The organism is Bacillus sp. AR8-1, assembly GCF_008042345.1.
Classification (GTDB): domain Bacteria; phylum Bacillota; class Bacilli; order Bacillales; family Bacillaceae_G; genus Bacillus_A; species Bacillus_A cereus.
The window spans coordinates 21,606-47,468 of record NZ_QNUB01000052.1; the positions used below are offsets into that span (position 1 = coordinate 21,606).

Genomic DNA, 25,863 nt, shown 5'->3' on the forward strand with positions numbered 1-25,863 from the left:
AGAATGTGTAAAGATTCTGTAAATAACCAATTGTGTATCAAAATATGTGATATATTTCTTCATGTTTACGGAAGGTTATTTTATAACAAGAAAAATGGAGGCATTAATATGTTGAAAAAAGTTTTTGCAATGAGTACAACAGTTGTACTAGCGGCCGGATTATTAAGTGGCTGCGGGACGAAAGAGTCCAGTGCAAGTAAAAATGAAGATACGAAAAAAGGTTATGTACCAAAGACCTTAAATGTTCAATTTGTTCCTTCTCAAAATGCGGATACGTTAGAGGCAAAGGCAAAACCATTGGAAAAGCTATTAAGCGATAAATTAAATATTCCGGTAAAAGTTAGTATTTCAACTAACTACAATACAATTGTAGAAGCGATGGCATCTAAACAAGTAGATGTAGGATTTTTACCGCCAACAGCGTACGTATTAGCACATGAAAAGAAGGCTGCAAATGTAATTTTGCAAGCACAACGTTTTGGAGTAGAGGATGAAACAGGAGCTCCTACAAAAGATTTAGTAGATTATTATAAATCTGAGTTTGTTGTTAAAAAAGACTCTAATATAAATAGTGTAAAAGATTTAAAAGGTAAAAAAATTGGTTATCAAGATGTAACATCATCAGCAGGATATGTATGGCCTGCAGCTGTTCTATTAAAAGAGGGAATTGATCCGCTAAAGGATGTGAAACCTGTTACATTAAAAGGGCATGATCAGTCACTTATTGCTCTTTTAAATGGTGATGTAGATGCAGCTGTTGTATTTCAAGATGCTCGTAATATTGTAAAAAAGGATTATCCGAATATATTTGATCAAACGAAAATAGTGAAATTTACTGAGAAAATTCCGAACGATACAATTTCTGTACGCTCGGATTTAGATGCAGAGTGGAGCAAGAAATTACAAGATGCTTTCATTGAAATTGGAAAAAATGAGGAAGGCCGTAAAATCATTAAAGAAGTATATTCTCATGAAGGATATATTAAATCTGATGATAGTAAATTTGATATTGTTCGTGAATATGGAAAGACAGTGAAGACGCAATAATACATAGTGAAATGGCGGCTAGCTGGAAGGTGTGAGATTTCAGTTAGTTTGCCGTTTTTTAGTTATTGATAATACATTGAAAGTAGGTAAGATGTGTGATAGAGTTTCGAAATGTTTCCAAAATGTATCCGAATGGCACAAAGGGATTGAATAATATAAATTTAAAGATTCAAAAAGGTGAGTTTATTGTAATGGTCGGATTATCCGGAGCTGGAAAATCTACACTTCTCAGATCCGTAAATCGTCTTCATGAGATTACCGAAGGAGAAATCTTTATTGAAGGTGAGTCTATTACTTCTGCGAAAGGAAAAGGATTAAGGCGTATGCGCCGGGATATCGGTATGATCTTCCAAAGTTTTAACCTTGTAAAGCGATCAACAGTATTAAAAAATGTATTAGCTGGTCGTGTTGGATATCATTCCACATTACGTACAACGTTAGGTTTGTTTCCGAAAGAAGATGTGGAGCTCGCATTTCAAGCATTAAAAAGAGTGAATATTTTAGAAAAAGCATATGCACGTGCTGATGAATTATCAGGAGGACAACAGCAACGTGTATCGATAGCTAGAGCATTGGCACAAGAAGCAAAAATCATATTGGCAGATGAGCCTGTTGCATCGTTAGATCCACTTACGACAAAGCAAGTGCTAGATGATTTGAAAAAAATTAATGAAGATTTTGGAATCACGACAATTGTAAATTTACATTCTATTGATTTGGCTAGACAATATGCGACACGCATTATCGGATTACATGCAGGAGAAATTGTTTTTGACGGTTTAGTAGAAGAAGCGACGGATGAAAAATTTGCTGAAATTTATGGGGACGTTGCTCAGAAAAGCGAATTATTAGAGGTGGCAGTAAAATGAAAGACGTGACGATATATTCAAATGAAATACCGAAGCCACCGAGTAATTTGAAACATATGTTAACGTTTATTTTAGTTATTCTAATGCTGTGGAGTAGTAGTGTACAAGTAGATGCATCATTTTCAAAATTGGTAGACGGTTTTCCAAATATCGTAGATCTATTGAAAGAAATGGTGCCACCTGATTGGAGTTATTTTCAAGTTATTACAACAGCGATGTTAGATACAATACGTATGGCGATTATTGGGACGACCTTAGGAGCGATTTTAGCTATTCCACTTGCATTGTTTGCAGCAAGTAATGTGTTTACTAACACATTTTTATACAGTCTAGCTCGAATGATTTTAAATTTTATACGAACAATACCAGATTTATTATTGGCGGCTATTTTCGTAGCGATTTTTGGAATTGGGCCACTTCCAGGTATTTTGGCTCTTACTTTTTTTTCAATTGGACTTGTAGCGAAATTGTTGTATGAATCAATTGAATCAATTGACCCTGGCCCACTAGAAGCGATGACAGCTGTAGGGGCTACTAAGGTACAATGGATTGTTTATGGAGTCATTCCACAAGTAAAAGCACACTTTGTTTCCTATGTACTATATACATTTGAGGTGAATGTACGTGCAGCGGCTGTTCTAGGTTTAGTAGGAGCAGGTGGTATTGGACTATATTATGATCGTACACTTGGATTTTTACAATATCAACAAACTGCTTCTATAATTATCTATACCCTTATTGTTGTTTTGTTAATTGACTACATTAGTACATTGTTGCGGGAGAAACTATAATGAATAGAACGACGATGATTGTGCCAAAACCGAAGAAACCGAGTATATATCGCTGGATTATTTTAATAGCACTTACAGTTGTATATGTATGGGCCTTTTCAGGAGTACCATTAGAAGGGATAAAGGACACAGCAGGTGAAATCACGAAAGCAATTATGACAGGGATATTAAATCCAGACTGGTCGTATGTATCTTTGCCAGATGGTGAAGATTTATTGCATGGATTAATTGATACGTTGGCAATTGCGATATTAGGTACATTTATTTCTGCATTTTTATCTGTTCCGTTTGCCTTCTGGGCGGCAACGAATATGAGTAGTGGAAAATTAACTTCAGGATCTGGGAAATTTGTACTTAGTTTTGTTCGTACGTTTCCTGAATTAGTTATGGCTCTTTTATTTATAAAAGCTGTTGGTCCAGGCTCCTTTGCAGGAGTATTAGCTTTAGGATTACATTCTATTGGAATGTTAGGGAAACTATATTCAGAAGGAATTGAAAACATAGATAAAGGACCGACGGAAGCGTTGCTAGCAACAGGAGCAAACCGTTTTCAAATACTTTGGTATGCAGTGTTACCACAAGTGTTACCAGATTTTCTATCGTATACGTTATACAGATTTGAAATTAATGTACGATCCGCTGCGGTTTTAGGGGTTATTGGAGCGGGAGGGATTGGTACACCTTTAATTTTTGCGCTGAGTTCACGGAATTGGTCTCGTGTTGGGATTATTTTATTAGGTATTATTTTAATGGTAATTATAATTGATTTGATTTCAAGTTCGATTCGGAAACGGATTGTTTAACTTATTTGAAAAGCATCGAAGTTAGATGCTTTTTTATGTTTTTAAAAACGTATTTAAAAAAGTAAGAATAGAAGAAAATTGTATAAATATACAGATAATTCTCTTTCTTTTTAAAATAAAAATAATGAAAAAGTATGTCATATTGAATGCCCATACATTCCCGGAAACATTGATTTTTTTATAAAAAATCAAAAAAATATCAACATATTTGTCGATACATGTTGTATAATCTTGCGTGGGAAGCTATCATATAAATGTATAAAACGTTTACTAATATAAGCGAAGGGAAGAATAGCATGTCACATTCAATCGAACAACTTTCTATCAACACGATTCGCACATTATCCATCGATGCGATTGAAAAAGCAAACTCTGGTCACCCAGGAATGCCAATGGGTGCAGCACCAATGGCTTATACATTATGGACTCAATTTATGAAACACAATCCAAATAACCCAACGTGGTTTAACCGTGATCGTTTCGTATTATCTGCAGGTCATGGTTCAATGTTATTATACAGCCTACTTCACCTATCTGGTTATGATGTAACAATGGATGACTTAAAGAACTTCCGTCAATGGGGAAGCAAAACTCCAGGACATCCTGAGTACGGTCATACAGCTGGTGTAGATGCAACGACTGGTCCACTTGGACAAGGTATTGCAACTGCTGTAGGTATGGCAATGGCTGAAAGACATTTAGCTGCTAAATATAACCGTGATGCGTATAATGTAGTAGATCATTATACATACGCTATTTGTGGTGATGGAGATTTAATGGAAGGCGTTTCTGCTGAAGCATCTTCATTAGCTGCTCATTTACAATTAGGTCGCCTTGTTGTGCTTTATGATTCAAACGATATTTCATTAGATGGCGATTTAAATCGTTCATTCTCTGAAAGTGTAGAAGATCGTTACAAAGCATACGGATGGCAAGTAATCCGTGTTGAGGATGGAAACGATATTGAAGCAATCGCGAAAGCAATTGAAGAAGCGAAAGCTGACGAAAAACGCCCAACGCTAATTGAAGTAAGAACGACAATTGGTTTCGGTTCTCCAAACAAATCAGGAAAATCAGCTTCACATGGTTCTCCACTTGGTGTAGAAGAAACAAAATTAACGAAAGAAGCATATGCTTGGACTGCTGAGCAAGATTTCCACGTAGCAGAAGAGGTATACGACAACTTCCGTAAAACAGTACAAGATGTTGGTGAAACTACGCAAGCAGAGTGGAACACTATGCTAGGTGAATATGCACAAGCATACCCAGAATTAGCAAACGAATTCCAAGCAGCAATGAACGGTCAACTTCCAGAAGGTTGGGAGCAAAACTTACCAACTTATGAATTAGGATCAAAAGCAGCAACTCGTAATTCTTCTGGTGCTGTAATTAATGCAATTGCAGAGTCTGTACCATCATTCTTCGGTGGATCTGCTGACCTTGCTGGTTCTAACAAAACATACATGAATAACGAAAAAGACTTTACAAGAGATGATTACAGCGGTAAAAACATTTGGTACGGTGTACGTGAGTTCGCAATGGGTGCAGCAATGAACGGTATTGCATTACATGGCGGTTTAAAAACTTACGGTGGTACGTTCTTCGTATTCTCTGATTACTTACGTCCAGCAATTCGCCTTGCAGCATTAATGCAATTGCCAGTAACGTATGTATTCACACATGACAGTATCGCTGTTGGTGAAGATGGTCCAACACATGAACCAGTCGAGCAATTAGCAGCGCTTCGTGCAATGCCGAACGTTTCTGTTATCCGTCCAGCTGATGGTAACGAATCTGTTGCAGCTTGGAGACTGGCTTTAGAATCTACAAACAAACCAACTGCTGTAGTATTAACTCGTCAAGACCTTCCAACATTAGAAGGTGCAAAAGATGATACGTATGAAAAAGTAGCAAAAGGTGCATATGTAGTTTCTGCAAGCAAGAAAGAAACGGCTGATGTTATCTTACTTGCAACTGGATCTGAAGTAAGCCTAGCTGTTGAAGCTCAAAAAGCATTAGCAGCAGACGGTGTTGACGCAGCTGTTGTCAGCATGCCATCTATGGATCGTTTTGAAGCTCAAACTGCAGAGTACAAAGAATCTGTATTACCAAAAGCAGTAACAAAACGTTTCGCAATCGAAATGGGTGCTACATTCGGATGGCACCGTTACGTAGGTCTTGAAGGAGATGTGTTAGGTATCGATACATTCGGTGCTTCTGCTCCTGGTGAGAAGATTATGGAAGAGTATGGATTTACTGTAGAGAACGTTGTTCGTAAAGTAAAAGAAATGCTTTAATGATTTCAGAAAAATCTCTCCGGCATGGAGAGATTTTTCTATGTAAATGAGTTTTTTCGACAGAAAAAGTTTTTTATCTCTCCGCAGTCAGACAATCATTGCAAATTTTCTTATATATAATGAAGAGAAAAGGTTGTCCAGATTGGGAGGGGAAAAATGAAAACGTATGAATTGTATTTAATTCAAGAGGATATTGCGAAATCTTATTTTGGTCGTGAATATTTGTTTTTTGATTTATTTGCTCGATTTTCAGAATCTGGGTCCCTTTCGGAGAAAAAAGTGTTATATAAACAAATGATGTATATAACAAAACCATTGCAAGTAATGAAAATTCATCATAAATTAGAACAAGCTTTGCGCGTTCTTGGTAAATATGATAGAACACATCATACACATACACTTTATACGGGAGCGGAGTACGGTGAAATAATGGTGAAACCGCACTATATTCGTATGAATACCTCTGGAAATGTCTCTATGGAAACGACTTTCTTTGAGGTGTTAAGAAAGTGTGAATTAACATTTTTAGCTATGGATTATGAAAATACAAAGTACGGATGGCTGAATCCTCTAAAACAAGTACGAACATATGTGTAAAAATGTCGAATTGTATCTTGTCTTATTGAAAAGGTTTTAGTACACTGTAAGGTAGACAACATGAAGGAGGAAAATATATGCCAATTTGGTTAGGTATTCTAGTGGGCGTAGTAGCACTAGTAGCAGGCGTGGCGTTAGGATTTTTCATTGCCCGCAAATACATGATGAATTACTTACAAAAAAATCCACCAATTAACGAACAAATGTTAAAAATGATGATGATGCAAATGGGACAAAAACCTTCCCAAAAGAAAATCAATCAAATGATGAGCGCAATGAACAAGCAACAAATGAAATAAGCGCTAAAAGACACTCGCTAAGAGTGTCTTTCTTTTTGTTAGTTACAGTTTTTAAAACTTTTAAAAATTCTGTATTTTTGATAAACTGAAAACATCGCTCATTTTAAGGGAGGAGGAAAAAAATGAAAGTGTTTATGAATTTAGCGTGGTTTTTTAAACAAGAAAAACGAGCATACATAACCGGAATTATTTTATTATTCGGCGTTGCACTTTTAGAACTTGTAGCACCAAAAGTAATTGGAATCGTTGTAGATGAAATTAATGATGGAACATTGACGACCAATAAGTTACTAAATTTGGTTGTACTATTAGTAATTGTAGGTATTACGATGTACATATTACGTTACATATGGCGTATTATGATTTTCGGGTCTTCGTTAAAATTAGCTCGCCAATTACGAAAAAATTTATATGAACATTTTACAAAGATGAGTCCATCTTTCTATCAGTCAAATCGAACAGGTGATTTAATGGCACATGCGACCAATGATATTCAAGCGATCCAGCAAACTGCTGGAGCGGGTGTTTTAACGCTTGTTGATTCATTAGCTGTTGGGGGATGTGTACTCGTAGCGATGGGTTTTACAATTAGTTGGAAGTTAACATTGTTAAGTTTAATTCCGATGCCGATTGTAGCCATTTCGACAAATTATTATGGAACGTTATTACATAAAAGGTTTCATAAAGCACAGCAATCGTTTTCGGAAATTAATGATAAAGTGCAAGAGAGTATGAGTGGAATGAAAGTGATTCGATCGCTTGGGCAAGAGAAAGAAGATTTGCAGGCGTTTCGAAAAAAATCAGAAGATGTTGTGCATAAAAATGTGTTAGTTGCACGTATTGATTCGTTATTTGATCCGACAATCGCTCTTATCGTTGGATTTTCTTTTTTAATTGCAGTATGTTACGGATCGGTATTAGTTGTAAGAGGTGAATTAACAGTAGGTGATCTCGTTACATTTACGACATATTTAGGTACCCTCGTTTGGCCAATGTTAGCGTTTGGATGGTTGTTCAATATTATGGAGCGTGGGCGTGCTTCATATGACCGTGTAGAAAAAATTCTTTCACAAAAATCAGATGTAGTAAATAGAGAAAATGCTGTACATACAATAGCGAGCGGTAATGTTTCGTTTGCTGTTGATTCATTTTCGTATAAGAAAAATGAACTGTTACATTTAAACGATATTCACTTTGATTTGAAGAAGGGCGAAACACTAGGAGTTGTAGGACGTACAGGTGCAGGGAAAACGACTTTATTAAAATGTTTAATCCGTGAGTATGATCATTTTAATGGTGAATTAAAAGTTGGGGAGCGAGATATTCGAGATTTAACACTTCATGGTGTCCGTTCTGCTATTTCATATGTGCCGCAAGATCATTTTTTATTTTCAGCAAGTATTGGTGAGAATATTGCCTTTGGAAAGGCGGATGCTACATATAATGAAATTACCGAAGCTGCGGATATTGCTTGTATTCATAATGATATCCTCCAATTTTCAGAAGGATATGAAACAGTAGTAGGGGAAAGAGGCGTTTCGTTATCTGGTGGTCAAAAACAGCGAATCTCTATTGCTCGTGCTTTATTAACAAATGCTGAAATTTTAATTTTGGATGATTGTTTATCAGCGGTAGATGCAAAAACAGAAGAGACAATTTTAAGTGCCTTAAAGAGGGAAAGAGCAGGGAAAACGACGATTATTACTGCACACCGATTAAGTGCAATTCAGCATGCCAATCTTATTCTTGTTGTTGATGAAGGTAGAATTGTACAAAGAGGTACACATGAGGAATTAATGAAGGAAAACGGCTGGTATAAAGAAATGTATGAAAGTCAGCAATTAGAAGCTTTAGTTGAGAAAGGAGGCGTATGATGGTAGAGAAGAAGCGAAGTGATTTAAGTAGATTGCTTTCTTATATGAAGCCATATAAAGGGTTGCTATCTTTAGCATTTATCTTTTTAGTTGGTGCGACAGTAACGGAAATGATGGGGCCTTTTTTAATTAAACAATTCCTCGATGAACACCTAGTACCGCGGGATTTTGAACGATCAGCACTCGTTACTTTATTTGTAATTTACATAGTTGCTCATTTATTAAAAGTATTATTTACGTATTTAAATCTATTGTACTTTCAGAACATTGCTTTTAAGATTGTTCAAGATATGCGAGTTGAAGTATATGAACATGTTCAAAAGCTATCATTAAGTTTCTTTGATCGTACGCCAATTGGTACGCTCGTATCTCGTATAACGAATGATACGGAAGCGATTAAAGATTTTTATGTCAGTGTATTATCAACATTTGTGAAAAATGTAGTCTTTTTAGTAGGTATTTTAATAGCGATGTTTTTATTAGATGTAAAATTAGCGTTATTTTCTCTCGTATTAATTCCGATAATGTTCGCGATTATGGTATTATATCGCCGGAAAAGTGCAGCTTTTTATTTAGAAGTACGTAATCAACTAAGCGTGTTAAATGCAAAATTGAACGAGTCCATACAAGGAATGAATATTGTTCAAGTGTTCAGACAAGAAAAACGTATGAGAAAAGAGTTTGAAGAAGTGAATAATAAACATTATAGTGCAGGGCGACGTACATTGAAGTTAGACGCATTACTTTTACGACCAGCTACGGATTTAGTACATATTGTAGCTATTGCTTTAGTACTAGGTTTATTTGGGATTGATGCTTTAAAGAGCCCTGTTGAAGTAGGCGTTTTATATGCTTTTGTTAACTATATACATCGTTTCTTCCAACCTGTAAATGAGATGATGATGAAATTGTCCTTTTTCCAACAGGCACTTGTTTCGTCATCACGTGTATTTCATTTAATGGACGAGAAAGATTTAGCACCGGTTCAAAAAGGCAATGAGAATCCTCAAGTTGTGGATGGAGATATTGAATTTAAAAATGTTACTTTTTCGTATGATGGAAAGCGTGACGTTTTAAAAAATGTATCATTTCACGTGAAACAAGGGCAAACGGTTGCTTTTGTTGGGCATACTGGTAGCGGAAAAAGTACGATTATGAATTTGTTAATGCGATTTTATAATCTTAAGTCAGGAAATATTGTAATAGACGGTGTAGATTTAGAAAAATTTGAAGAACGAGAAATTAGAAAGAAAATAGGACTCGTATTGCAAGATGCATTTTTATTTGCTGGAAATGTAAAGCAAAATATTCGTATGTATAATGAAGAAATTACGGATGAAGAAGTAAAAGAAGCTGCTCGATTTGTGCAAGCGAATACGTTTATTGAAAAGTTACCAGAGCAGTATGAAACAGAAGTAGTAGAAAGAGGTGCAGCATTTTCAAGCGGTCAACGACAATTAATTGCTTTTGCTAGAACGATAGCAACGAATCCGAAAGTATTAGTATTAGATGAAGCAACAGCTAATATCGATACAGAAACAGAAGAGGCTATTCAAACAGCGTTGCAACAAATGCGAAAAGGTAGAACGACGATAGCCATTGCGCATAGGTTATCTACAATTCAAGATGCAGATCAAATTTTTGTGATGCATGATGGAGAGATAGTAGAAAGAGGAACACATCAAGAATTACTAAGTGAGCAAGGTTTGTATTATAATATGTACTTGTTACAAAATAAAGGGAGTTTGCAAAAGGCCTTGTAAATACAAGGTCTTTTTTATTTTGTATACAAAATATATTTACTCTTTGTTTCTATAGCATAAATGTCGTGTCCTCTTATGAAACTTGTACATATTGTATGTATACGAAGTAAAAAAATTGATAGGAGATTTTATATGCAAAACAGATCGAGTTCAAATGTTACGTTTATTGATGTGTCTCATTGGGAAGGGAATATTGATTGGAATGCAGTGAAGGCATCTGGAATTCCAGCAGCGTATGCAAAAGCGACAGAAGGTGTAAATTACATTGATCCTACTTTTACTAAAAATGTACAAGCAGCCCGAAGTGCGAATGTATTAATTGGTGCATACCATTTTGCACGTCCAGAACAAAATGATGCAATTTCAGAGGCGAAATATTTTGTGAGTATATTACAAAGTAACCAGACAGACTTAATGCCAGTTCTGGATTTAGAATCACCAAAAGATCCGAGTAATAGTAATTTAACTGGTAGCGCTATATCGAATTGGGCAAGAAGCTTCATAAATTATGTGAAACAGGCTACTGGAAAAGATGTAATGTTATATACAGGAGTTTGGTATATTAATGAGTTCGGAATTAGCGGATTAAGTGATATTCCACTTTGGATTGCTAAATACTCGAGTACACCGCCTGCTGATGCTGGTGGATGGACAGCGTGGACAGCATGGCAGTACACAGATTCTGGACAAATTTCAGGTGTAGGAAATTGTGATGTATCAGCTGCAGTTTCACTAGAAGCTTTACAAGGGAATGGAGCAAGTGGTGGAGGGAATGTTTCTCCGCCTAATAATGCAACTCCAGTGTACGGGGTTGCTATAATTAATGGAGATAATGTGAATTTGAGAAGTGGACCATCTTTGCAGTCTAGTATAATTCGCCAATTGAATCGTGGCGAAACATATGAAGTTTGGGGAGAACAAGATGGATGGCTTTGTTTAGGGACAAATCAGTGGGTATATAATGATCCGAGTTATATTCAGTATAAACATTATGTGGCGACTATTACTGGTGATAATGTAAATTTACGTGACGCTCCATCATTAAAAGGAAATGTTATAAGACAGTTACATCATGGTGAATCGTATCGAGTATGGAGTAAGCAAGATGGATGGCTTTGCTTAGGGACAAATCAATGGATATACTACGATCCAAGTTATATTCAGTATGGTGTACAATAGAGTGAAAATAAAAGGTGCCCCGTCAGAGGTGCCTTTTATCCCGCATTAACTGGCGGTAAGACCCCCACCTCAAAATTCAGCGGAAGCAAAGAAGTTAGGGGGGATCAATTGCCAGTAAACGCCCGATTGGTTCAACTAATAATCAGTGGGGAAGGAACAAAACCCCCACTGATTAAAGTTTCACTTTATTAAAAATATACAACTTTTACAAAGTCTATATCGAAACCATAGTATACTATAGTAGATATATTTTAAAAAATAATAGAAAATGAAATAAAGGGGTAAAAATATGAATTATGTGCTAATAGGTGCGGTTTTAATATTATTAGCTGTAGTATTTGTGCTGTTTTATAAAAATAAACAGTTAGAATCAGAGAGTCAGCAAGTAGAATTTGAAAAGAAACAAGCAATTGAAACGTATGAAAACGAAATTGCAGCTACGGTGATAGAGCATAAAGAACAACAAAATAATTTAAAAAATATGGAACAGAAAAAATACAATGATTTACAAGTAAGTGCAAATAGAGAAATTGAAAATATGCGTATGATGAAAAATCAATTAGCTATGCAACATAGTAAAGAACGTAGTGAAATACAAAATAAACATAATAACGAAATACATATGTTTCAAAAATTAATTGCAAATTTACGAGAATATACTAAAAACGGCGCTGAAATGAATACGTATGAAACATTACATTATATGAAGCGAGGATTCATAGAGCAAGGCATCATATTAGATGCTGAAATTGAAATCATGCCGAATGTTTTTATTAAAAATAATAGTGAAATAAACGATAATCGAATCCATCATCTCATCTTGTGCAAAACTGGTATTTATCTACTTGAGACGAAAGAATGGGAAGAGAAATTAATTCATGGTTTAACGAAAGAAAATGCTGGTATATATTCATTTATGATTGATGAAATGGGTAAGTATCAACAAGAAGTTGAAAAAGAAGAGACGTTTGAATATATAGTAGGTAAAGATTCGTCAACTATGCAAGTGAAAAATGAAGGAAATCCAGTATATAAGGCGAAGAAACTATCTCAAATTTTATACAATTGTTTGAAAGAAATGCAGGCTAATAGTATAAAAGAAAAGGTAAAACCAGTTGTATATTTTTATAATGAAAATGGAAAAGAAATAATAGATCTTTCTAGTGAGGAAACACCTAGATTAAAAGATCGGGAGCAAATTGTAACGTTCTTCAGAAATGAAATCTTAGCAGGGAAAGTAGTATATACAGTGCAAGAATTAGAACAGATTCGAGAAATGATTAGCCGGATGAATTATATAGTGAGTTAAAAGGGGAGATCTTTCTGAACGCTATGCTACGTGGCATTTTGTATGTCTATTTTTGTTTGTATATAGTAATGTACATTGTATTTATATTCGTCATTGATATGGTCCATATACCCTTAAGTGTAAGGAGCATTTTTGTAGTATTCATACCATTTGTTTTATTAGTCATGATTCAAAGGGCTATTTTATATGTTTCTAAAAATCGTAATGAAGAAAAGAAGCAAATGTTGGGGGTTTTAATAGTAGCACTCATACCATTAATAGTGTGCACTGTACAACTAAGTGTAAATGAATATACATCAAAGTTTAATCAAAATAGATGGTTAAATCATGCAGATAAGCGGGTACATATGGTAGATGATCTATTACAAAAATATAAATTAATAGGGAAATCAAATGAAGAAATTATCCAATTGTTAGGAGCTCCAACGGAAACGAGAAGTGGGGAAGAAGGAGTTACCACTTTGTATTATCTTGGGACTGAACGTGGCTTTATTCCAATAGATAGCGAACAGCTTGTTTTACAATTTGATAGAGATGGAAAAGTCATGGAATATACGGTGCATAAAGATTAAAGAAACGTAGAGGGAAGCTATATGTTATAGCTTCTTTTTTATTTTTCAATATGTCACGGAAGGGGGAGAAGGTTTTTGAGTGGAATAAGGAATGAAAGCGGAGGTGATGCATATATATAGATGCATTGGGTGATTATTAGTCCGATTGGTGAGGGGTAATAATTAATAAGTACGGACAAAAACCCCACTCATTAAAGTTTCACTTTATCATATTGTATAAATGAAAAGGAGGTAAGACGGTGAAAGCAATCCCGACTGATGTCCTGAGTAAAGAATTGATGGAAAGAGAAGGAGTTATCTCTATTACAGTAAAGGAATTTGAAAAGATAGAAGTAGCTGGAGTGGTGGTCGCTGGTCCAGCAGTTATTTTGATTAATCAAGATTAAGTACATATCATTGAAATAAAAAGCATCCATCTAGGATGCTTTTTATTTGTATGTAAGGATAAATATGATGGATAATTGTGTTACTGGAGGGAAAGTCTGTGGCAATAATTATAACAATGTTAGTAATGGGTATTTTATTAGGATTTGTTGGAGCTGGAGGAGCTGGGTTTATTATCGCGATACTCACTTTAGTATTCCAAATTCCTATTCATGTTGCTCTTGCAACATCTTTAACTGCAATGGCATTTACGACATTATCAGGTGTTGTAAGTCATTACCGTGAAGGCAATGTTGCACTTATTATAGGCGGGATTGTTGGGGGATTTGGCGCAATTGGCTCTTATATTGGTTCTAAATTTGGTTCACTTATACCAGCACATCTTCTTCATTGGTTTACAGCTGGGATGTTATTTTTATCGGCAATTTTTATGTTTATTAAATTAATTATGTTCCAAAACAAAGAAAAGTCGTCTTTATATAAACATAAAGAGTTTTCTGTGAACTACTTGTTGAAATGTGTATGCCTTGGATTAGTTACTGGAATGATGGCTGGTTCATTTGGGATTGGTTCTGCACCGTTTATTCAACTTGGATTAATGGTTCTATTGGGACTTACGATTCAGCAATCTGTAGGGACAACAATGCTTGTTATATTACCGATTGCAATTGGAGGCGGGATAGGATATAGTTCGGAAGGATATTTAGATTATATATTGTTATTACAAGTATTGATTGGGACCATGTTAGGGGCATACATTGGCGCGAAGTTTACAAATTATGCACCGCGAACGCTTTTGAGGTTTTCGATGATTATGACACCGGTTTTAGCTGGTTGTATGCTATTGATGGAATAAAGTGAAATTATAATCAGTAGGGGGTTACTGCTTACAAATAGCGGGATAAAATTAATATAGCAAACTATTAATATATTTTACGAATGAATTATATAGGTAATTCATATTTCCCATATAAAAGGATTTGTTTTAATATTATGAGTGTAAAGTTCGAGTATTCGAAGTACTACTTGAATTATATCCCTATCCCTTTTCTAAAAATGCGAACAAGTTTTGCCCTATTCTATTCAATAGTTAATTGCATAGAAATATATTGTTCGATGACCATTATGGAACGTACATAATGGGAAAATCCCGATCCTTAAAGAGGATGCCCCTAATCTTCATGTGAAAATATGATCGGATATGAAAGCTGACCAATTTATGGTCAGCTTTCTTTTTGTTCGAAATTTATTTCTTCTTTAATTTCTGTTTGCAATAATACAGTTTTTCCGAAGCGACGTTTGCATTCCGCGCGCACTTTTTCAAGGGCTAGTAGCTGAGTAGTGGCGGGAACTGTGACAATAGCTTGGCGAGGTTTTCGATTTTCTTCACAAAAGACACATTCCACAACATAATTAGAAATCATATTTTCATCCTTCCAGTTTTAATTTCTAAGAAGGGATTGTCTATGAAGTTGATGTAACTTTTCGTCATTGTTTTATTATTTTCCTCTTTTTTTCAAGGGGAAAATAATAAAGAAGGCGAATTTTAGTAGGGGAGGGATGTTTATGGAGAGATGGATAGGTAGTGCAGCGGTATGTGTAAATGAAAAAAATGAAGTTTTAATGGTATTGCAGGGCAAAGAGGGAGAAGAAAAAAGGTGGTCTGTCCCAAGTGGAGGACTTGAAAAGGGAGAGACACTAGAAGAATGTTGTATTAGGGAAGTTTGGGAAGAAACAGGTTACAATGTGGAAGTTGTAAATAAAATATATGAAAAAGAGGGTATTACATACGGAATTCCAGTGTATGTCCATTATTATTTTGTTAAACAAATAGGCGGTAATATGAAAATCCAAGATCCTGATGAGTTAATACATGAAATTGCTTGGAAAGGGATATATGAAGTTGAACAATTGTGTTTAGCTTTTCCAGAGGATTATGAATTGCTGTGCCAATATATAAATAAAGAAGCAAGTATGTAAATGCTTGCTTCTTTAATGTATCCAAGACAAGAAAAGCGGAACGATAACTAAACTAGCACCTGCTGTTAAAAGCATGGATAAACTTGCAATTGTTCCTTCCACAGGACCGATTTCGAATGCTTTTGATGTACCGGTTCCGTTTGCGCTCGTTCCTAACATAATACCTTTTGCAATTGCTGTTTTAATACGGCAAATACGTATGAGAGAAGGGCCGAGCAATGCTCCTGTTAAGGCAGTTAAAACGACAAATACAGCAGTTAATTGTGACATACCACCAATCATTTCTGAAATAGCCATTGCGATTGGTGTTGTTACGATATGTGGCGCTAAACTATGTTCTAGTGATGAATCAATTTGAAAATAATTTGCTAGTAGTGCTGAAGTAATGACTGATAAAAACGAACCGACAATGACATTAAGTAAGATAGCCATTCCATGTTTCTTTAATAAATCAAAGTATTTATAGATTGGCCATGCAAAAGCAACTGTTGCGGGTTTTAATAATTCAGTTAACCAGTGACCACCAGATTCATATGTTTCATAAGGCGTATCTAATCCGAGCAATAAAGCAATTAAAATAATGGGACATACGAGAAGAGGAGAAAGTAGACTCCAATTCCAGCGTTGATACATTTTTTTTGATATCCAATATGTGAATAGTGTTAATAGTAAACAAAGAAATCCGATCATTGCGTTGATCCTTTCCGCTTTAGTAGCAATTCTGTTAAAAGTCCTGTAACTAAGGTAACGCAAAGAGTGCTAATCATAATAATTAAAATGAGATCGATTCCATATTGTGTTAGTGTATCTCTGTAACGTATGACAGCGACTGCAGAAGGGATGAAAAATAAAATAAGTTCTTTTAATAAAAAATCTGCTCCGTCCTGTATCCATTCTTTTTTAACTAGGTTAAATTTTAATGAAATTAATAATAAAAAAATACCGATTATACTTCCTGGAACTGGGAGGTGTGCCTGTTTTGCAATCCATTCACCTGTCCAAGCGAAACAAAATAGTAATAAAATTTGTCCGCTTAACTTCCACCATTTCATACAGTAACCACCTCTTTCTTTTTTTACATAAAAATTGTAAAAAAGAATTAACAATTTCTACTATACGTTCATTCAAAATATTTGTCTAATATATAAATTATATGTTATTAATATATTAGACATATTAATCGAAAGTGAAAAGGGTGTCCAAAAATGGAATTACGGCATTTGCAATATTTTGTTGTTGTGGCAGAAGAGTTACACTTTGGACGGGCGGCTGCTCGTTTACAAATGACACAACCACCACTTAGTCAACAAATACAGCAATTAGAAAAAGAAATGGGAGTTACATTATTTTCAAGAACGAAAAGAAAGGTTGAACTAACAGAAGCAGGAGAAATGTTTTTAAAAGAAGTAAAAAAGGCGTTTGAACAAATTGAAAAAGCAGTAGAAGTTGCACAAAGTGCGCAAAGGGGAGAAGTAGGATCACTTTCAATTGGTTTTGTAGGTGCGGCGATATATGATATTTTACCATCAATTGTTAGGGAATATAGAAAGAAATTTCCGAGAGTGTCTGTTGCATTACATGAATTGTCAACACCAGATCAAGTTCATGCACTTCATGATAACCGTATCGATATTGGCTTTTTACGTCCACCAATTCCAACACAATTATTAGAATTAGAGCCAATTCAAAGGTTATCTTGCACCTTATGTTTACCAAAGGCACATCCACTTGCAGAGAAAGATGAAATACATATAGAAGATTTACGAGATGAGCCGTTTGTATTTATTACGAGACCAGTATGGCCAGCTTTGTATGATACAATTTTATCTCTTTGCAGAGAAGTTGGATTTAGTCCGCGTATTGTACAAGAAGCAACAGAGTATCAAACAGTTATGGGGCTTGTAGCAGCAGGGATTGGAATTACAGTAATACCCGTGTCGGCAAATAAGTTATATAAAACAGAAGTTGTATATAAAGAGTTATATGATTCTAATTTTGTTGCAGAAATGTCAGTGGCTTACAAAAAAATGAATAGTAATCCAGAGCTGCTAGAGTTTTTAAAAATTGCAAGAGAGAAGAAAAGAATAGAAGTAGAAGATGAGCAATAGTAGTAACAGAATATGGATTTAATTCAAATCCATAAAAGTACACCTTATTAAACAATAAAGCGGAAATGCAACTTAAGTTGCATTTCCGCTTTATTGTTCTTTTTTTAGCTCGATACTAAATAGATAAACGTGTTCATTTTCTTTTAAGAGTAGATCAATACCTGTTTCTTCATCAATGGTAGGAACGCTTACAGTTTCTTTACTGGTTTGGATTACAGCAGCTAAAGTTGTTTTTTGATTGTATTTTAAATTTTTTATAGATTGGATTGTAGTAGTTGCAGAGCTATTTACGCTTGGTGGCGCTTCTTCAGGAACAAGTGTTGAACCACCTTCAATATTCAGATACCACTGCCTTTTTTCTTGTATATCTTTATCGAATTGGAAATGTGGTGGTAAAAAAGAAAGCTTTACTTTCTTTTTTGAAAAATGTGAGGTAGCTATATTAGCAATTTCTTTTGTTTTTTTACCATTGTTATAATAATCAATTGTAGCATTTATTTCATCTTTATCATTTTTAAGAGTAACGTTATAAAACATGCTATTTCCTTCTTGAAAAGGAGTCATTTGTAAAATAGAAGCTTGCTCTTTTGTTAATTTGTATGGCTCAACAATGGCAACTTCATTGTTTTTTATTTGGCTACAACTTGTGAGTAATAATAAACACAAGATTGATAGTAATTTTATACGCATGCAATTTCCTCCTTTTTACAATTATATTCTAAATGTGATTTTTTATCATTTCGTTTTCTAGGACTAAAGACTTAGAAGAAATTCCGATTGTAGTGCGATGTTTAAAATGTCATATTTTTATACACTAGTAGTATAGAATGCGTATGTAATAAGGTAGGGGAAGAATTTTATGTCTTTATGTCGGTTAGCGAGAAAAAATATTAGAACATTTGCTACCAAAAGGATGAAGCAATTTATGTGGATTGCTATGAGTACTATGATTTTGTTTTTTATGATATCGTTACAATTTAATGAAGGAGCTATTTTGAAAGTAGGGGATGCATTTGTATTTCAAATGTATTTTTACACACTGTTTATTGTACTAATTTTCATATGTATTTTTACTACATATAAAATGATGTACTCCCTTTTGCTAGTGAGGAGAGAGGAGTTTACATCTTATGTAGCAGAAAATATAAAAAGAAAAGAAGTACTATGTTTATTATGTCAGGAGCAATTATTCATTTATGGAGCAGCGTTTGTTTTTGGATTAGTTAATGGGATGTTATTTTTAAAATTATTTACGGTTATCTTTATGAAAATCGCAGGGATACAAGGAGTAAATAGTGCGCCAATTACAATATATGCAGTTGTAATTATTAGTGTAATTATGATGACTGTCGTTTTAATATCGATGATGCAATGTTATCGATTTGTTCGAAGTTTAAAAGATGAAAATTCGTTGCGGTTTAAAGAAAGGGCATGAGAAATCATGCTTTTTTCTATTTTACACGTAAAAATAATCATGTTACAGTGAAAAGACCTGACAAAGAATGGGAAGGAAAGGTTGTATAGAATGACAAATGAACAATCAATTGTAAAAGTCGATCGGTTAACGAAGCGAATCGGCTCAAAGACACTTGTACAAAATATTAGTTTTGAAGTGAAAAAAGGCGAGGTTGTCGGTTTACTCGGACCAAACGGTGCTGGAAAAACGACTTTAATGAGAATGATGGTTGGTATGATCCGTATGACAGAAGGTGAAGTATGGATTGATGGTCAATCTGTGAAACAGCAATTTGAAAAAACCGCTGCGAAAATTGGGGCGGTAATTGAGACACCCGAATTTTATCCTTTTTTGAGCGGGTATGAAAATTTAACATATTTCGGACGAATGAATGGTAATGTGACCGAAGAGCGTATCGATGAAGTAGTGAAATTGTTAGGAATGGGACAAGTAATTAATCGTAAAGTAAAGGCATATTCACTCGGCATGAGACAACGTTTAGGAATCGCTCAGGCGCTTATTCACGATCCGGATGTGTTGGTACTAGATGAACCGACGAATGGATTAGACCCTAGTGGAATACATGAAATGAGAATGTATATAAAAAAAATTGCACATGAACAAGGAAAAGCTGTACTTGTATCAAGTCACTTACTTTCAGAAGTTGAATTAATGTGTGACAGAGTTATCATTATTCAGCACGGGGAATATGTGGCTACGCAAAATATTCAGCATAGTCAAAGTGAAGAGATGGAGACGATCCGTATACGTGTAGATGATGCGAATAAAGCAGCGGAAATGTTAGGGCATGATGTTTTAGTAAAGGATAATGAATTAATTATTAACGTAAAAGATGAAGAAATCCCAAATGTTATTCGTACATTGCTTGAGAAAAATATTCAAGTGTATCGTGTATATGAAGAAAGAAAAACGTTAGAAGAGCAATTTTTAGAATTAACAGGGGGAAAAGATATTGTTTAATTTAGTATATAACGAACTGTATAAAATATTTAAGCGGAAGCGAACGATTATTCCATTTGCGGTTATTGCAGTATTAATAATCGGATTAGGGTGGGTTACGGTAAAGTATTTTGAACCGGAAACAAAAGGATGGAAAGTAGATTATACAGAACGTACTGTAGAAATTGAGAAAAAGCTTGGCATGAAAAAAGAGGCTATTTTAGCAGAAAAATCAGGGGATGAGCTTGTAAAAGAATACCAGCTTAAGATGAAGTATTTAGATACGGATACAGCACCGGCAAGCAGTTCTCCACTTTCTTTCATGAGAGATACAGGTTTTATCGTATTTCCAATTTTGCTCCCATTTATCCTCGTGTATGCAAGTACAATTTTTGCGAATGAATATAGCTGGGGAACATATAAATTTTTAACAATCCGTCCGGCGAGTCGATTTAAAATTTTAACAGCAAAGTTTTTAGCAATCGTTATATTTGCAGCTTTATTGTTTATATTTAATATGATTTTCTCCGCTTTATGTGGACTTGTTATTTATAAATTCCAACAGCCTGCATGGAGTGAGTTTATTTTCCAAGATGGAAATATAATAAAACAAAATATTTTTGTGGAAGCAAGTAAATATTATGTTTTATCGTGGTTACCAACGGTTGTGTATGCATCGTTTGCATTTATGATTTCTGTGTTAACGAGATCTAGTGGAGGTGCAATTGGTATTTCACTATTCCTTGCTTTATCAGGCAATATTGCGTTATTAGCAGCCACTAGATATAACTGGGCGAAATATTTATTGCCAGCAAACACAGATTTATATAGTATTTCAAAGAATGGAAGTTTTATTGATGGAGTAACATTCCCGTTTGCATCATGTATGTTACTACTTTATTTGTTCGTATTTTTATGTATTTCATATACTGTGTTTTTAAAACGTGATTTAACTTAATAAGAAAAGCCGTTCAGGGTGCTGAGATGCACTTCGAACGGCTTTTTTTATGAGAATTGTTTAAGTGCTCTTTCGGCTAGTAAAGCAAAGTATTCGGCACTTATAGGCAGTGCCTCTTCATTAATTGTAAAAGCAGGATGATGCCATTCATGTGTACCGCTCGTTCCCATAAAGACGAATGAACCTGGTATTTCCTGTTGGTAAAATGAAAAATCTTCTCCAGCCATTGACGGACTAGGCGAGATGATATTAAGGTTCATCTTTGTGGCAACTTGAGTAGATAAGTCTGTAAGAGCTTTATCGTTGTGAACAGCAGGAGGACCTGAAAAAAAACGGAATTCCGTTTTTACACCTAATGCATCAGATACACCTTTAATAATACGCTCCATGAGTGCTGGGATCTTTTCACGTGTTTCAGCTTGGAACGTGCGAATCGTTCCTTCTAACGTAGCTTTTTCAGGAATCACGTTCCACGTATTTCCTGCATGAATATTTGTAACACTAACAACCGCATTATGAGATGAACTTATATTTCGGCTTACAATTGTTTGCAGTGCCATCACAAGTTGAGAGGATGCGACAATAGGATCTACGCCAGCATCTGGTACAGCCGCGTGTGTACCAACTCCGTGAATTTCAATTTCAAATCGATCAACTCCGGCCATCAGTGGACCATTTTTAATGCCAATTGTACCTACTGGTAAATCAGGTTTATTATGCATGCCGAAAATCGCTTGCACATTACGTAAATGTCCAGCATCAATAACTTTGCAAGCGCCATTACTACTTTCTTCAGCTGGTTGGAATATGAAGCGAATCGTTCCATTTAGGGAAGATTCTCTTTCTTTTAATAAGAAAGCAGTACCTAAAATAGCAGCTGTATGAAAATCGTGTCCACAAGCATGCATTTTCCCTCGTACTTTAGATGCATAGGACAAATGTGTTTCTTCTTGAATAGGAAGGGCATCAATATCAGCACGAACTGCTACAATTGGCCCGTTTTTATTACCAGACACTTCAGCGATAATTCCTGTTTCTAAATTGGAATCAATGATAGTAATGTTTTTCTCTTCTAACCAATTTTTTATTGCTTTTGTTGTTTCGAACTCTTCATATGATAGTTCTGGATACTCATGTAAATGTCGACGGATGGAAATAAGTTTTTCTTTTAGTTGATTTGAAATAGATACCATGTAGTATGCCTTCTTTCTTCAGCAAAATATTTACCATAAGTATACAACAATAAAAGAGAGGATTCTCAAATGAAAATCCTCTCTCGTTTATCCCATAAAAGCCCGATTGGTTCAACTAATTAAAGTTTCACTTTATGCTGCGACTTTTTTATGCGTAGGATGTTTACGATAACGTCCACGCATTGCGTATGCAATTTGCGGGATTGCAATCCCAATTAATATAAGTGATACACCGAACCATTGTGAAGATAGTACAGCCTCTTTTAAAACGAATACGGACATAATTGTTGTAACTGGTAGTTCCGCTGCACCAAGAATAGTCGCTAAGCCAGAACCGATTTTTGGAATCCCGATTGTAAAGGCAATAGATGGAATGACGATACTAAATGTTCCTAATCCTAAACCGTATTTCCAAAGACCTTGAGAAATGGCACCATTAAAAATAAATGTTGGTGGGAATACAATCATGACTAAAGTTAAAGCACCAGTCATTAAGAGAACACCGCGCGGTAATGAAGGTACTTCAACAGCAACTTTTCCGCTCACGAAAATGTATGTTGCGAATGTAACAGCAGATAATAAACCTAAAATGATTCCAGTCGTATCGAAAGCACCTGCTGATTGTTCTAGTAAACCACTGGATAAAAATGTCCCTACAAGTAAGAAAATAACAGAAATAACTTTTTCTCTTGAAGGTAAAGTTTTTGTTGCGACTGCTTCAATGATAATTCCGACCCAAACGAATTGGAATAAAAGAATAATTGCAATAGAAGCTGGTACAGTTTTTAATGAAGCATAATAAAAAATTCCGGTAAAACTTGCAGATGTTCCTGCAACGAATAAAAGTAATGCTTGCTTTAAAGGAACGCGATGTCTAGAAAATAGAAGTGTAATAGCAAGCAAAATAATCCAACCGAACAAATATTGGCTGCCAATTACCTCTCCAAGTGAAAATCCTTCTGCATATGCAAGCTTAACAAAAATAGCTAAAATTCCATAACTACACGCTCCTAATAAAACTAAAAGAGAATAACGAAGCATGAAAAATTCCTCCCATCTATATGAAGTTGTTCCGTATCGAAAATATATAACTAGAGGGAAGTATACAAAATTAGAAATAAAGGGTCAAATGAAAGAAAAGTATGACATTTTATAGAATAATAATAAAAGTATGATATTTATGCATAATCTTGAAATTATTAATAGTAGAAGTATTATAAAATCAACTTTGCATTGTATAGAGACAGCATTTGAAAAAAATAATTTTTAAACAAATATGTAAATAGGCGTACTAGTAGCGTGCTAATTATTTGAGAAACTATGTTACCTTTGTTATGTTAATAACAATTAAAGGAGTTTCATAATGCATTTGAGTTTTTTCTATATAATAGAAGGAAATGAAAACGTTTTATTAGAAACTGTGAGAAAATATGTTTTTTCTTATTGCCACGTTGTAAAAGTGATTTCACGAATTGTTCATAGTATTTTTATGTGTTTTTGTTACAATATTTAGGGAGAGGAGTGGAATGATGCAAGATATTAGTATTTTTTTAGCGTTTGGCGCCGGGTTCTTATCATTTATTTCCCCATGTTGCTTACCGCTTTATCCGGCATTTTTATCGTACATAACAGGTATGTCGGTTTCTGAATTGAAAGAAGAAAATGCAATGCTTCGCAAAAGAAGTATGATACATACAGCGTTTTTCTTACTTGGATTTTCAATTATATTTATTGCAATTGGATTTGGTACAAGTTTTATTGGAGGAATCTTTACTGACTATAAAGATTTAATCAGACAGTTAGGTGGTATCTTTATCATCGTGTTCGGTTTAATTATTGTCGGAGTGTTTAAGCCGAAATTTTTAATGCAAGACCGTAAATTTACATTTAAAAATCGTCCAAGTGGCTATTTTGGATCAGTACTAATTGGATTAGCTTTTGCAGCAGGGTGGACGCCATGTACCGGACCAATTCTAGTGTCCGTAATTGGATTAGCAGCAACAAATCCAGAATCAGCAATGATATACATGATTGCTTACATACTTGGATTTGCAATCCCGTTTTTCGTACTGTCATTCTTTATTACGAAAATGTCTTGGATTAAAAGAAATAGTATGGCCTTCATGAAAGTCGGAGGATACATTATGATTGTTATGGGTGTCTTCCTATACTTTAACTGGATGACGAAAATTATCGTATATTTCTCAAGTTTATTTGGTGGTTTTACCGGTTTTTAGTATTATTCTGCGAAAATGTTGGAAATACTAACGGAAAAGCATATAATGAAAGTATATTTTGCATATAGCCACAAAAAAGGATGAGAAAATATGAACATAGTTGTTTTATCCAGTATCGTTGCTGTTTGTATGGCTGTCGGTGCGATGTTTATTCGTTTAAAAGCAGCTAAGAAACCTGCAACATTGAAAAAAATTATACTTCCACCATTTTTTATGAGTACGGGCGCATTGATGTATGTTTTTCCTGAATTTCGATTAACTCCAGCAGAAATGTTAGAAGCAATTGGTGTCGGTTTGATTTTCTCTATTTTTCTTATTAAAACATCTAAGTTTGAAATTAGAGGACAAGAGATTTATTTGAAGCGTTCAAAAGCCTTTGTTTTTATATTAATTGGATTACTTGTAGTGCGGATTGTATTTAAAACATACTTAAGCCAATCTCTTGATTTAGGACAACTTAGTGGCATGTTCTACTTACTTGCGTTTGCGATGATTGTGTCATGGAGAATTGCAATGTACCGTTCCTTTACGAAATTACAGAAGGAAATGGAAAAAGAAGATGGTTTTTATAATGAAAAAGATATGAAGCTAACTTAAAAACTGTATATGTACCAAATAAAAAGACAGCGTTAAAGGCGCTGTCTTTTTTATCGAAAATAATATGGAGTTACTTTGCGAGTAAAGATTGATAGTTAGAATAATCAATCTTTTTTTCTTGTAGTTTTTTAATTAAAAATTTATGATCACGCTTTGGTGTGGCAATGATATATCCTTTAATAATTAAGTCTTGTGTAATTTGAGAGGCATTTTCTTGTAATGCAAGTTCCCCGATTTTTCCAGCGATCTTTGATTTTGCAACATCGCGAAATAGTTCTGGAACAGGACTTACAAGCTCTTCTAACAATTGTTTTTGTTCGTCAGCCCATAAATGTCTCGTTTTATTTATGTAGTGTTCTTCCCAATCTAAAATGGACATGCCGTCTTCTTTTGGTAATCGTTTTAAAAATTTTCTGAACATAAAGTATCCACCGATAGACATAAGCCCTAATAAAATAACCGTCCATAGCACAATGAACCAACTGAACCATCCTTCGAGCAAGCATATCCCCCCTTAATGATAGCGGTTTTCTTTTATTCATATTATATACAGTGAGATTCATAGAAAGCAAGAACGCTTGGTCATTTTG

At 34.7% G+C, this 25,863-nt stretch carries 29 protein-coding genes; 22 read left to right on the forward strand and 7 right to left on the reverse strand.

Annotated elements, in window-relative coordinates:
* Positions 1–108 precede the first annotated feature (108 nt).
* The 14 genes from DN400_RS25775 (at position 109) to DN400_RS25840 (ending at position 14,640) form a co-directional block, all read left to right on the forward strand.
* The gene (locus DN400_RS25775) at positions 109–1,047 is read left to right on the forward strand and encodes a phosphate/phosphite/phosphonate ABC transporter substrate-binding protein (RefSeq protein ID WP_000915063.1); all 939 of its coding nucleotides are present in this window, start codon (positions 109–111) and stop codon (positions 1,045–1,047) included.
* Between the two features lie 95 nt (positions 1,048–1,142).
* Positions 1,143–1,916 carry a phosphonate ABC transporter ATP-binding protein gene (phnC, locus tag DN400_RS25780; RefSeq protein ID WP_053563801.1) on the forward strand — a complete coding sequence of 258 codons (774 nt, stop codon included), beginning with the start codon at positions 1,143–1,145 and terminating at the stop codon, positions 1,914–1,916.
* On the forward strand, positions 1,913–2,707 hold the full coding sequence (gene phnE, locus DN400_RS25785) for a phosphonate ABC transporter, permease protein PhnE (RefSeq protein ID WP_065229212.1): 795 nt from the start codon (positions 1,913–1,915) through the stop codon (positions 2,705–2,707). The genes phnC and phnE (DN400_RS25785) overlap by 4 nt, the downstream gene beginning before the upstream one ends.
* Positions 2,707–3,510 (forward strand): phosphonate ABC transporter, permease protein PhnE, encoded by an 804-nt coding sequence (phnE, locus tag DN400_RS25790; protein WP_001082390.1) that lies wholly within the window; start codon positions 2,707–2,709, stop codon positions 3,508–3,510. The genes phnE (DN400_RS25785) and phnE (DN400_RS25790) overlap by 1 nt, the downstream gene beginning before the upstream one ends.
* Positions 3,511–3,806: 296 nt before the next feature.
* Positions 3,807–5,807 (forward strand): transketolase, encoded by a 2,001-nt coding sequence (gene tkt, locus DN400_RS25795; RefSeq protein WP_147802013.1) that lies wholly within the window; start codon positions 3,807–3,809, stop codon positions 5,805–5,807.
* A gap of 156 nt (positions 5,808–5,963) precedes the next feature.
* Positions 5,964–6,404: a sporulation inhibitor of replication protein SirA gene (sirA, locus tag DN400_RS25800; RefSeq protein ID WP_000860652.1), complete on the forward strand. Its 441-nt coding sequence runs from the start codon at positions 5,964–5,966 to the stop codon at positions 6,402–6,404.
* A 77-nt stretch (positions 6,405–6,481) separates the two neighbouring features.
* Complete coding sequence (locus tag DN400_RS25805; protein WP_001123317.1) at positions 6,482–6,703, forward strand: YneF family protein; 222 nt, start codon at positions 6,482–6,484, stop codon at positions 6,701–6,703.
* A 122-nt stretch (positions 6,704–6,825) separates the two neighbouring features.
* The gene (locus DN400_RS25810; protein ID WP_065229211.1) at positions 6,826–8,577 is read left to right on the forward strand and encodes an ABC transporter ATP-binding protein; all 1,752 of its coding nucleotides are present in this window, start codon (positions 6,826–6,828) and stop codon (positions 8,575–8,577) included.
* A complete protein-coding gene (locus DN400_RS25815) occupies positions 8,577–10,340 on the forward strand; it encodes an ABC transporter ATP-binding protein (protein ID WP_000229518.1) in 1,764 nt (587 codons plus the stop codon). The genes DN400_RS25810 and DN400_RS25815 overlap by 1 nt, the downstream gene beginning before the upstream one ends.
* Positions 10,341–10,472: 132 nt before the next feature.
* Positions 10,473–11,519 carry a GH25 family lysozyme gene (locus tag DN400_RS25820; RefSeq protein ID WP_001181401.1) on the forward strand — a complete coding sequence of 349 codons (1,047 nt, stop codon included), beginning with the start codon at positions 10,473–10,475 and terminating at the stop codon, positions 11,517–11,519.
* 289 nt (positions 11,520–11,808) lie between these two features.
* The gene (locus DN400_RS25825; protein WP_063548385.1) at positions 11,809–12,828 is read left to right on the forward strand and encodes an NERD domain-containing protein; all 1,020 of its coding nucleotides are present in this window, start codon (positions 11,809–11,811) and stop codon (positions 12,826–12,828) included.
* 23 nt (positions 12,829–12,851) lie between these two features.
* Positions 12,852–13,400, forward strand: coding sequence for a hypothetical protein (locus DN400_RS25830; RefSeq protein ID WP_016080625.1), 549 nt, complete (start codon positions 12,852–12,854; stop codon positions 13,398–13,400).
* Between the two features lie 239 nt (positions 13,401–13,639).
* Positions 13,640–13,786: a BC1881 family protein gene (locus DN400_RS25835; protein WP_000644411.1), complete on the forward strand. Its 147-nt coding sequence runs from the start codon at positions 13,640–13,642 to the stop codon at positions 13,784–13,786.
* Between the two features lie 98 nt (positions 13,787–13,884).
* On the forward strand, positions 13,885–14,640 hold the full coding sequence (locus tag DN400_RS25840) for a sulfite exporter TauE/SafE family protein (RefSeq protein WP_000974667.1): 756 nt from the start codon (positions 13,885–13,887) through the stop codon (positions 14,638–14,640).
* A 367-nt stretch (positions 14,641–15,007) separates the two neighbouring features.
* On the opposite strand, the gene DN400_RS25845 is transcribed toward DN400_RS25840, so the two are convergent.
* Positions 15,008–15,208, reverse strand: a complete 201-nt coding sequence (locus tag DN400_RS25845; protein ID WP_065229210.1) for a DUF3903 domain-containing protein — start codon at positions 15,206–15,208, stop codon at positions 15,008–15,010.
* Positions 15,209–15,350: 142 nt separating this feature from the next.
* On the opposite strand from DN400_RS25845, the gene DN400_RS25850 reads away from it, so the two are divergent.
* On the forward strand, positions 15,351–15,764 hold the full coding sequence (locus tag DN400_RS25850) for an NUDIX hydrolase (protein WP_000442974.1): 414 nt from the start codon (positions 15,351–15,353) through the stop codon (positions 15,762–15,764).
* 12 nt (positions 15,765–15,776) lie between these two features.
* On the opposite strand, the gene DN400_RS25855 is transcribed toward DN400_RS25850, so the two are convergent.
* Both DN400_RS25855 and DN400_RS25860 read right to left on the reverse strand, forming a co-directional pair.
* Positions 15,777–16,454: an LrgB family protein gene (locus tag DN400_RS25855; protein WP_000578954.1), complete on the reverse strand. Its 678-nt coding sequence runs from the start codon at positions 16,452–16,454 to the stop codon at positions 15,777–15,779.
* Positions 16,451–16,816 carry a CidA/LrgA family holin-like protein gene (locus DN400_RS25860; RefSeq protein WP_000872365.1) on the reverse strand — a complete coding sequence of 122 codons (366 nt, stop codon included), beginning with the start codon at positions 16,814–16,816 and terminating at the stop codon, positions 16,451–16,453. The genes DN400_RS25855 and DN400_RS25860 overlap by 4 nt, the downstream gene beginning before the upstream one ends.
* A gap of 153 nt (positions 16,817–16,969) precedes the next feature.
* Here DN400_RS25860 and alsR point away from each other — a divergent pair, with 153 nt between their 5' ends.
* Positions 16,970–17,872 (forward strand): acetoin biosynthesis transcriptional regulator AlsR, encoded by a 903-nt coding sequence (gene alsR, locus DN400_RS25865; protein ID WP_000423235.1) that lies wholly within the window; start codon positions 16,970–16,972, stop codon positions 17,870–17,872.
* Between the two features lie 90 nt (positions 17,873–17,962).
* On the opposite strand, the gene DN400_RS25870 is transcribed toward alsR, so the two are convergent.
* Positions 17,963–18,562 (reverse strand): hypothetical protein, encoded by a 600-nt coding sequence (locus DN400_RS25870; RefSeq protein ID WP_023522779.1) that lies wholly within the window; start codon positions 18,560–18,562, stop codon positions 17,963–17,965.
* 169 nt (positions 18,563–18,731) lie between these two features.
* On the opposite strand from DN400_RS25870, the gene DN400_RS25875 reads away from it, so the two are divergent.
* The 3 genes from DN400_RS25875 (at position 18,732) to DN400_RS25885 (ending at position 21,246) form a co-directional block, all read left to right on the forward strand.
* The gene (locus DN400_RS25875) at positions 18,732–19,307 is read left to right on the forward strand and encodes an ABC transporter permease (protein WP_065229209.1); all 576 of its coding nucleotides are present in this window, start codon (positions 18,732–18,734) and stop codon (positions 19,305–19,307) included.
* A 90-nt stretch (positions 19,308–19,397) separates the two neighbouring features.
* Positions 19,398–20,309, forward strand: coding sequence for an ABC transporter ATP-binding protein (locus tag DN400_RS25880; RefSeq protein ID WP_000180626.1), 912 nt, complete (start codon positions 19,398–19,400; stop codon positions 20,307–20,309).
* Positions 20,302–21,246 (forward strand): ABC transporter permease, encoded by a 945-nt coding sequence (locus DN400_RS25885; RefSeq protein WP_147802014.1) that lies wholly within the window; start codon positions 20,302–20,304, stop codon positions 21,244–21,246. Before DN400_RS25880 ends, DN400_RS25885 begins: the two co-directional genes overlap by 8 nt.
* A 47-nt stretch (positions 21,247–21,293) precedes the next feature.
* On the opposite strand, the gene DN400_RS25890 is transcribed toward DN400_RS25885, so the two are convergent.
* A complete protein-coding gene (locus DN400_RS25890; RefSeq protein ID WP_065224084.1) occupies positions 21,294–22,439 on the reverse strand; it encodes a M20 peptidase aminoacylase family protein in 1,146 nt (381 codons plus the stop codon).
* Positions 22,440–22,571: 132 nt separating this feature from the next.
* Positions 22,572–23,480, reverse strand: a complete 909-nt coding sequence (locus DN400_RS25895) for an EamA family transporter (RefSeq protein ID WP_000947044.1) — start codon at positions 23,478–23,480, stop codon at positions 22,572–22,574.
* Positions 23,481–23,802: 322 nt separating this feature from the next.
* On the opposite strand from DN400_RS25895, the gene DN400_RS30195 reads away from it, so the two are divergent.
* The 3 genes from DN400_RS30195 to DN400_RS25910 all read left to right on the forward strand — a co-directional run bounded on the left by DN400_RS30195 (position 23,803) and on the right by DN400_RS25910 (position 25,273).
* Positions 23,803–23,952 carry a hypothetical protein gene (locus DN400_RS30195; protein WP_002152557.1) on the forward strand — a complete coding sequence of 50 codons (150 nt, stop codon included), beginning with the start codon at positions 23,803–23,805 and terminating at the stop codon, positions 23,950–23,952.
* A 16-nt stretch (positions 23,953–23,968) separates the two neighbouring features.
* On the forward strand, positions 23,969–24,676 hold the full coding sequence (gene ccdA / locus DN400_RS25905; RefSeq protein ID WP_001152676.1) for a cytochrome c-type biogenesis protein CcdA: 708 nt from the start codon (positions 23,969–23,971) through the stop codon (positions 24,674–24,676).
* 90 nt (positions 24,677–24,766) lie between these two features.
* Complete coding sequence (locus DN400_RS25910) at positions 24,767–25,273, forward strand: CcdC family protein (protein WP_065229208.1); 507 nt, start codon at positions 24,767–24,769, stop codon at positions 25,271–25,273.
* Between the two features lie 70 nt (positions 25,274–25,343).
* Here the strand turns inward: DN400_RS25910 and DN400_RS25915 are convergent, their stop codons facing one another.
* A complete protein-coding gene (locus DN400_RS25915; protein WP_000889371.1) occupies positions 25,344–25,775 on the reverse strand; it encodes a DUF2621 domain-containing protein in 432 nt (143 codons plus the stop codon).
* Positions 25,776–25,863 lie beyond the last annotated feature (88 nt).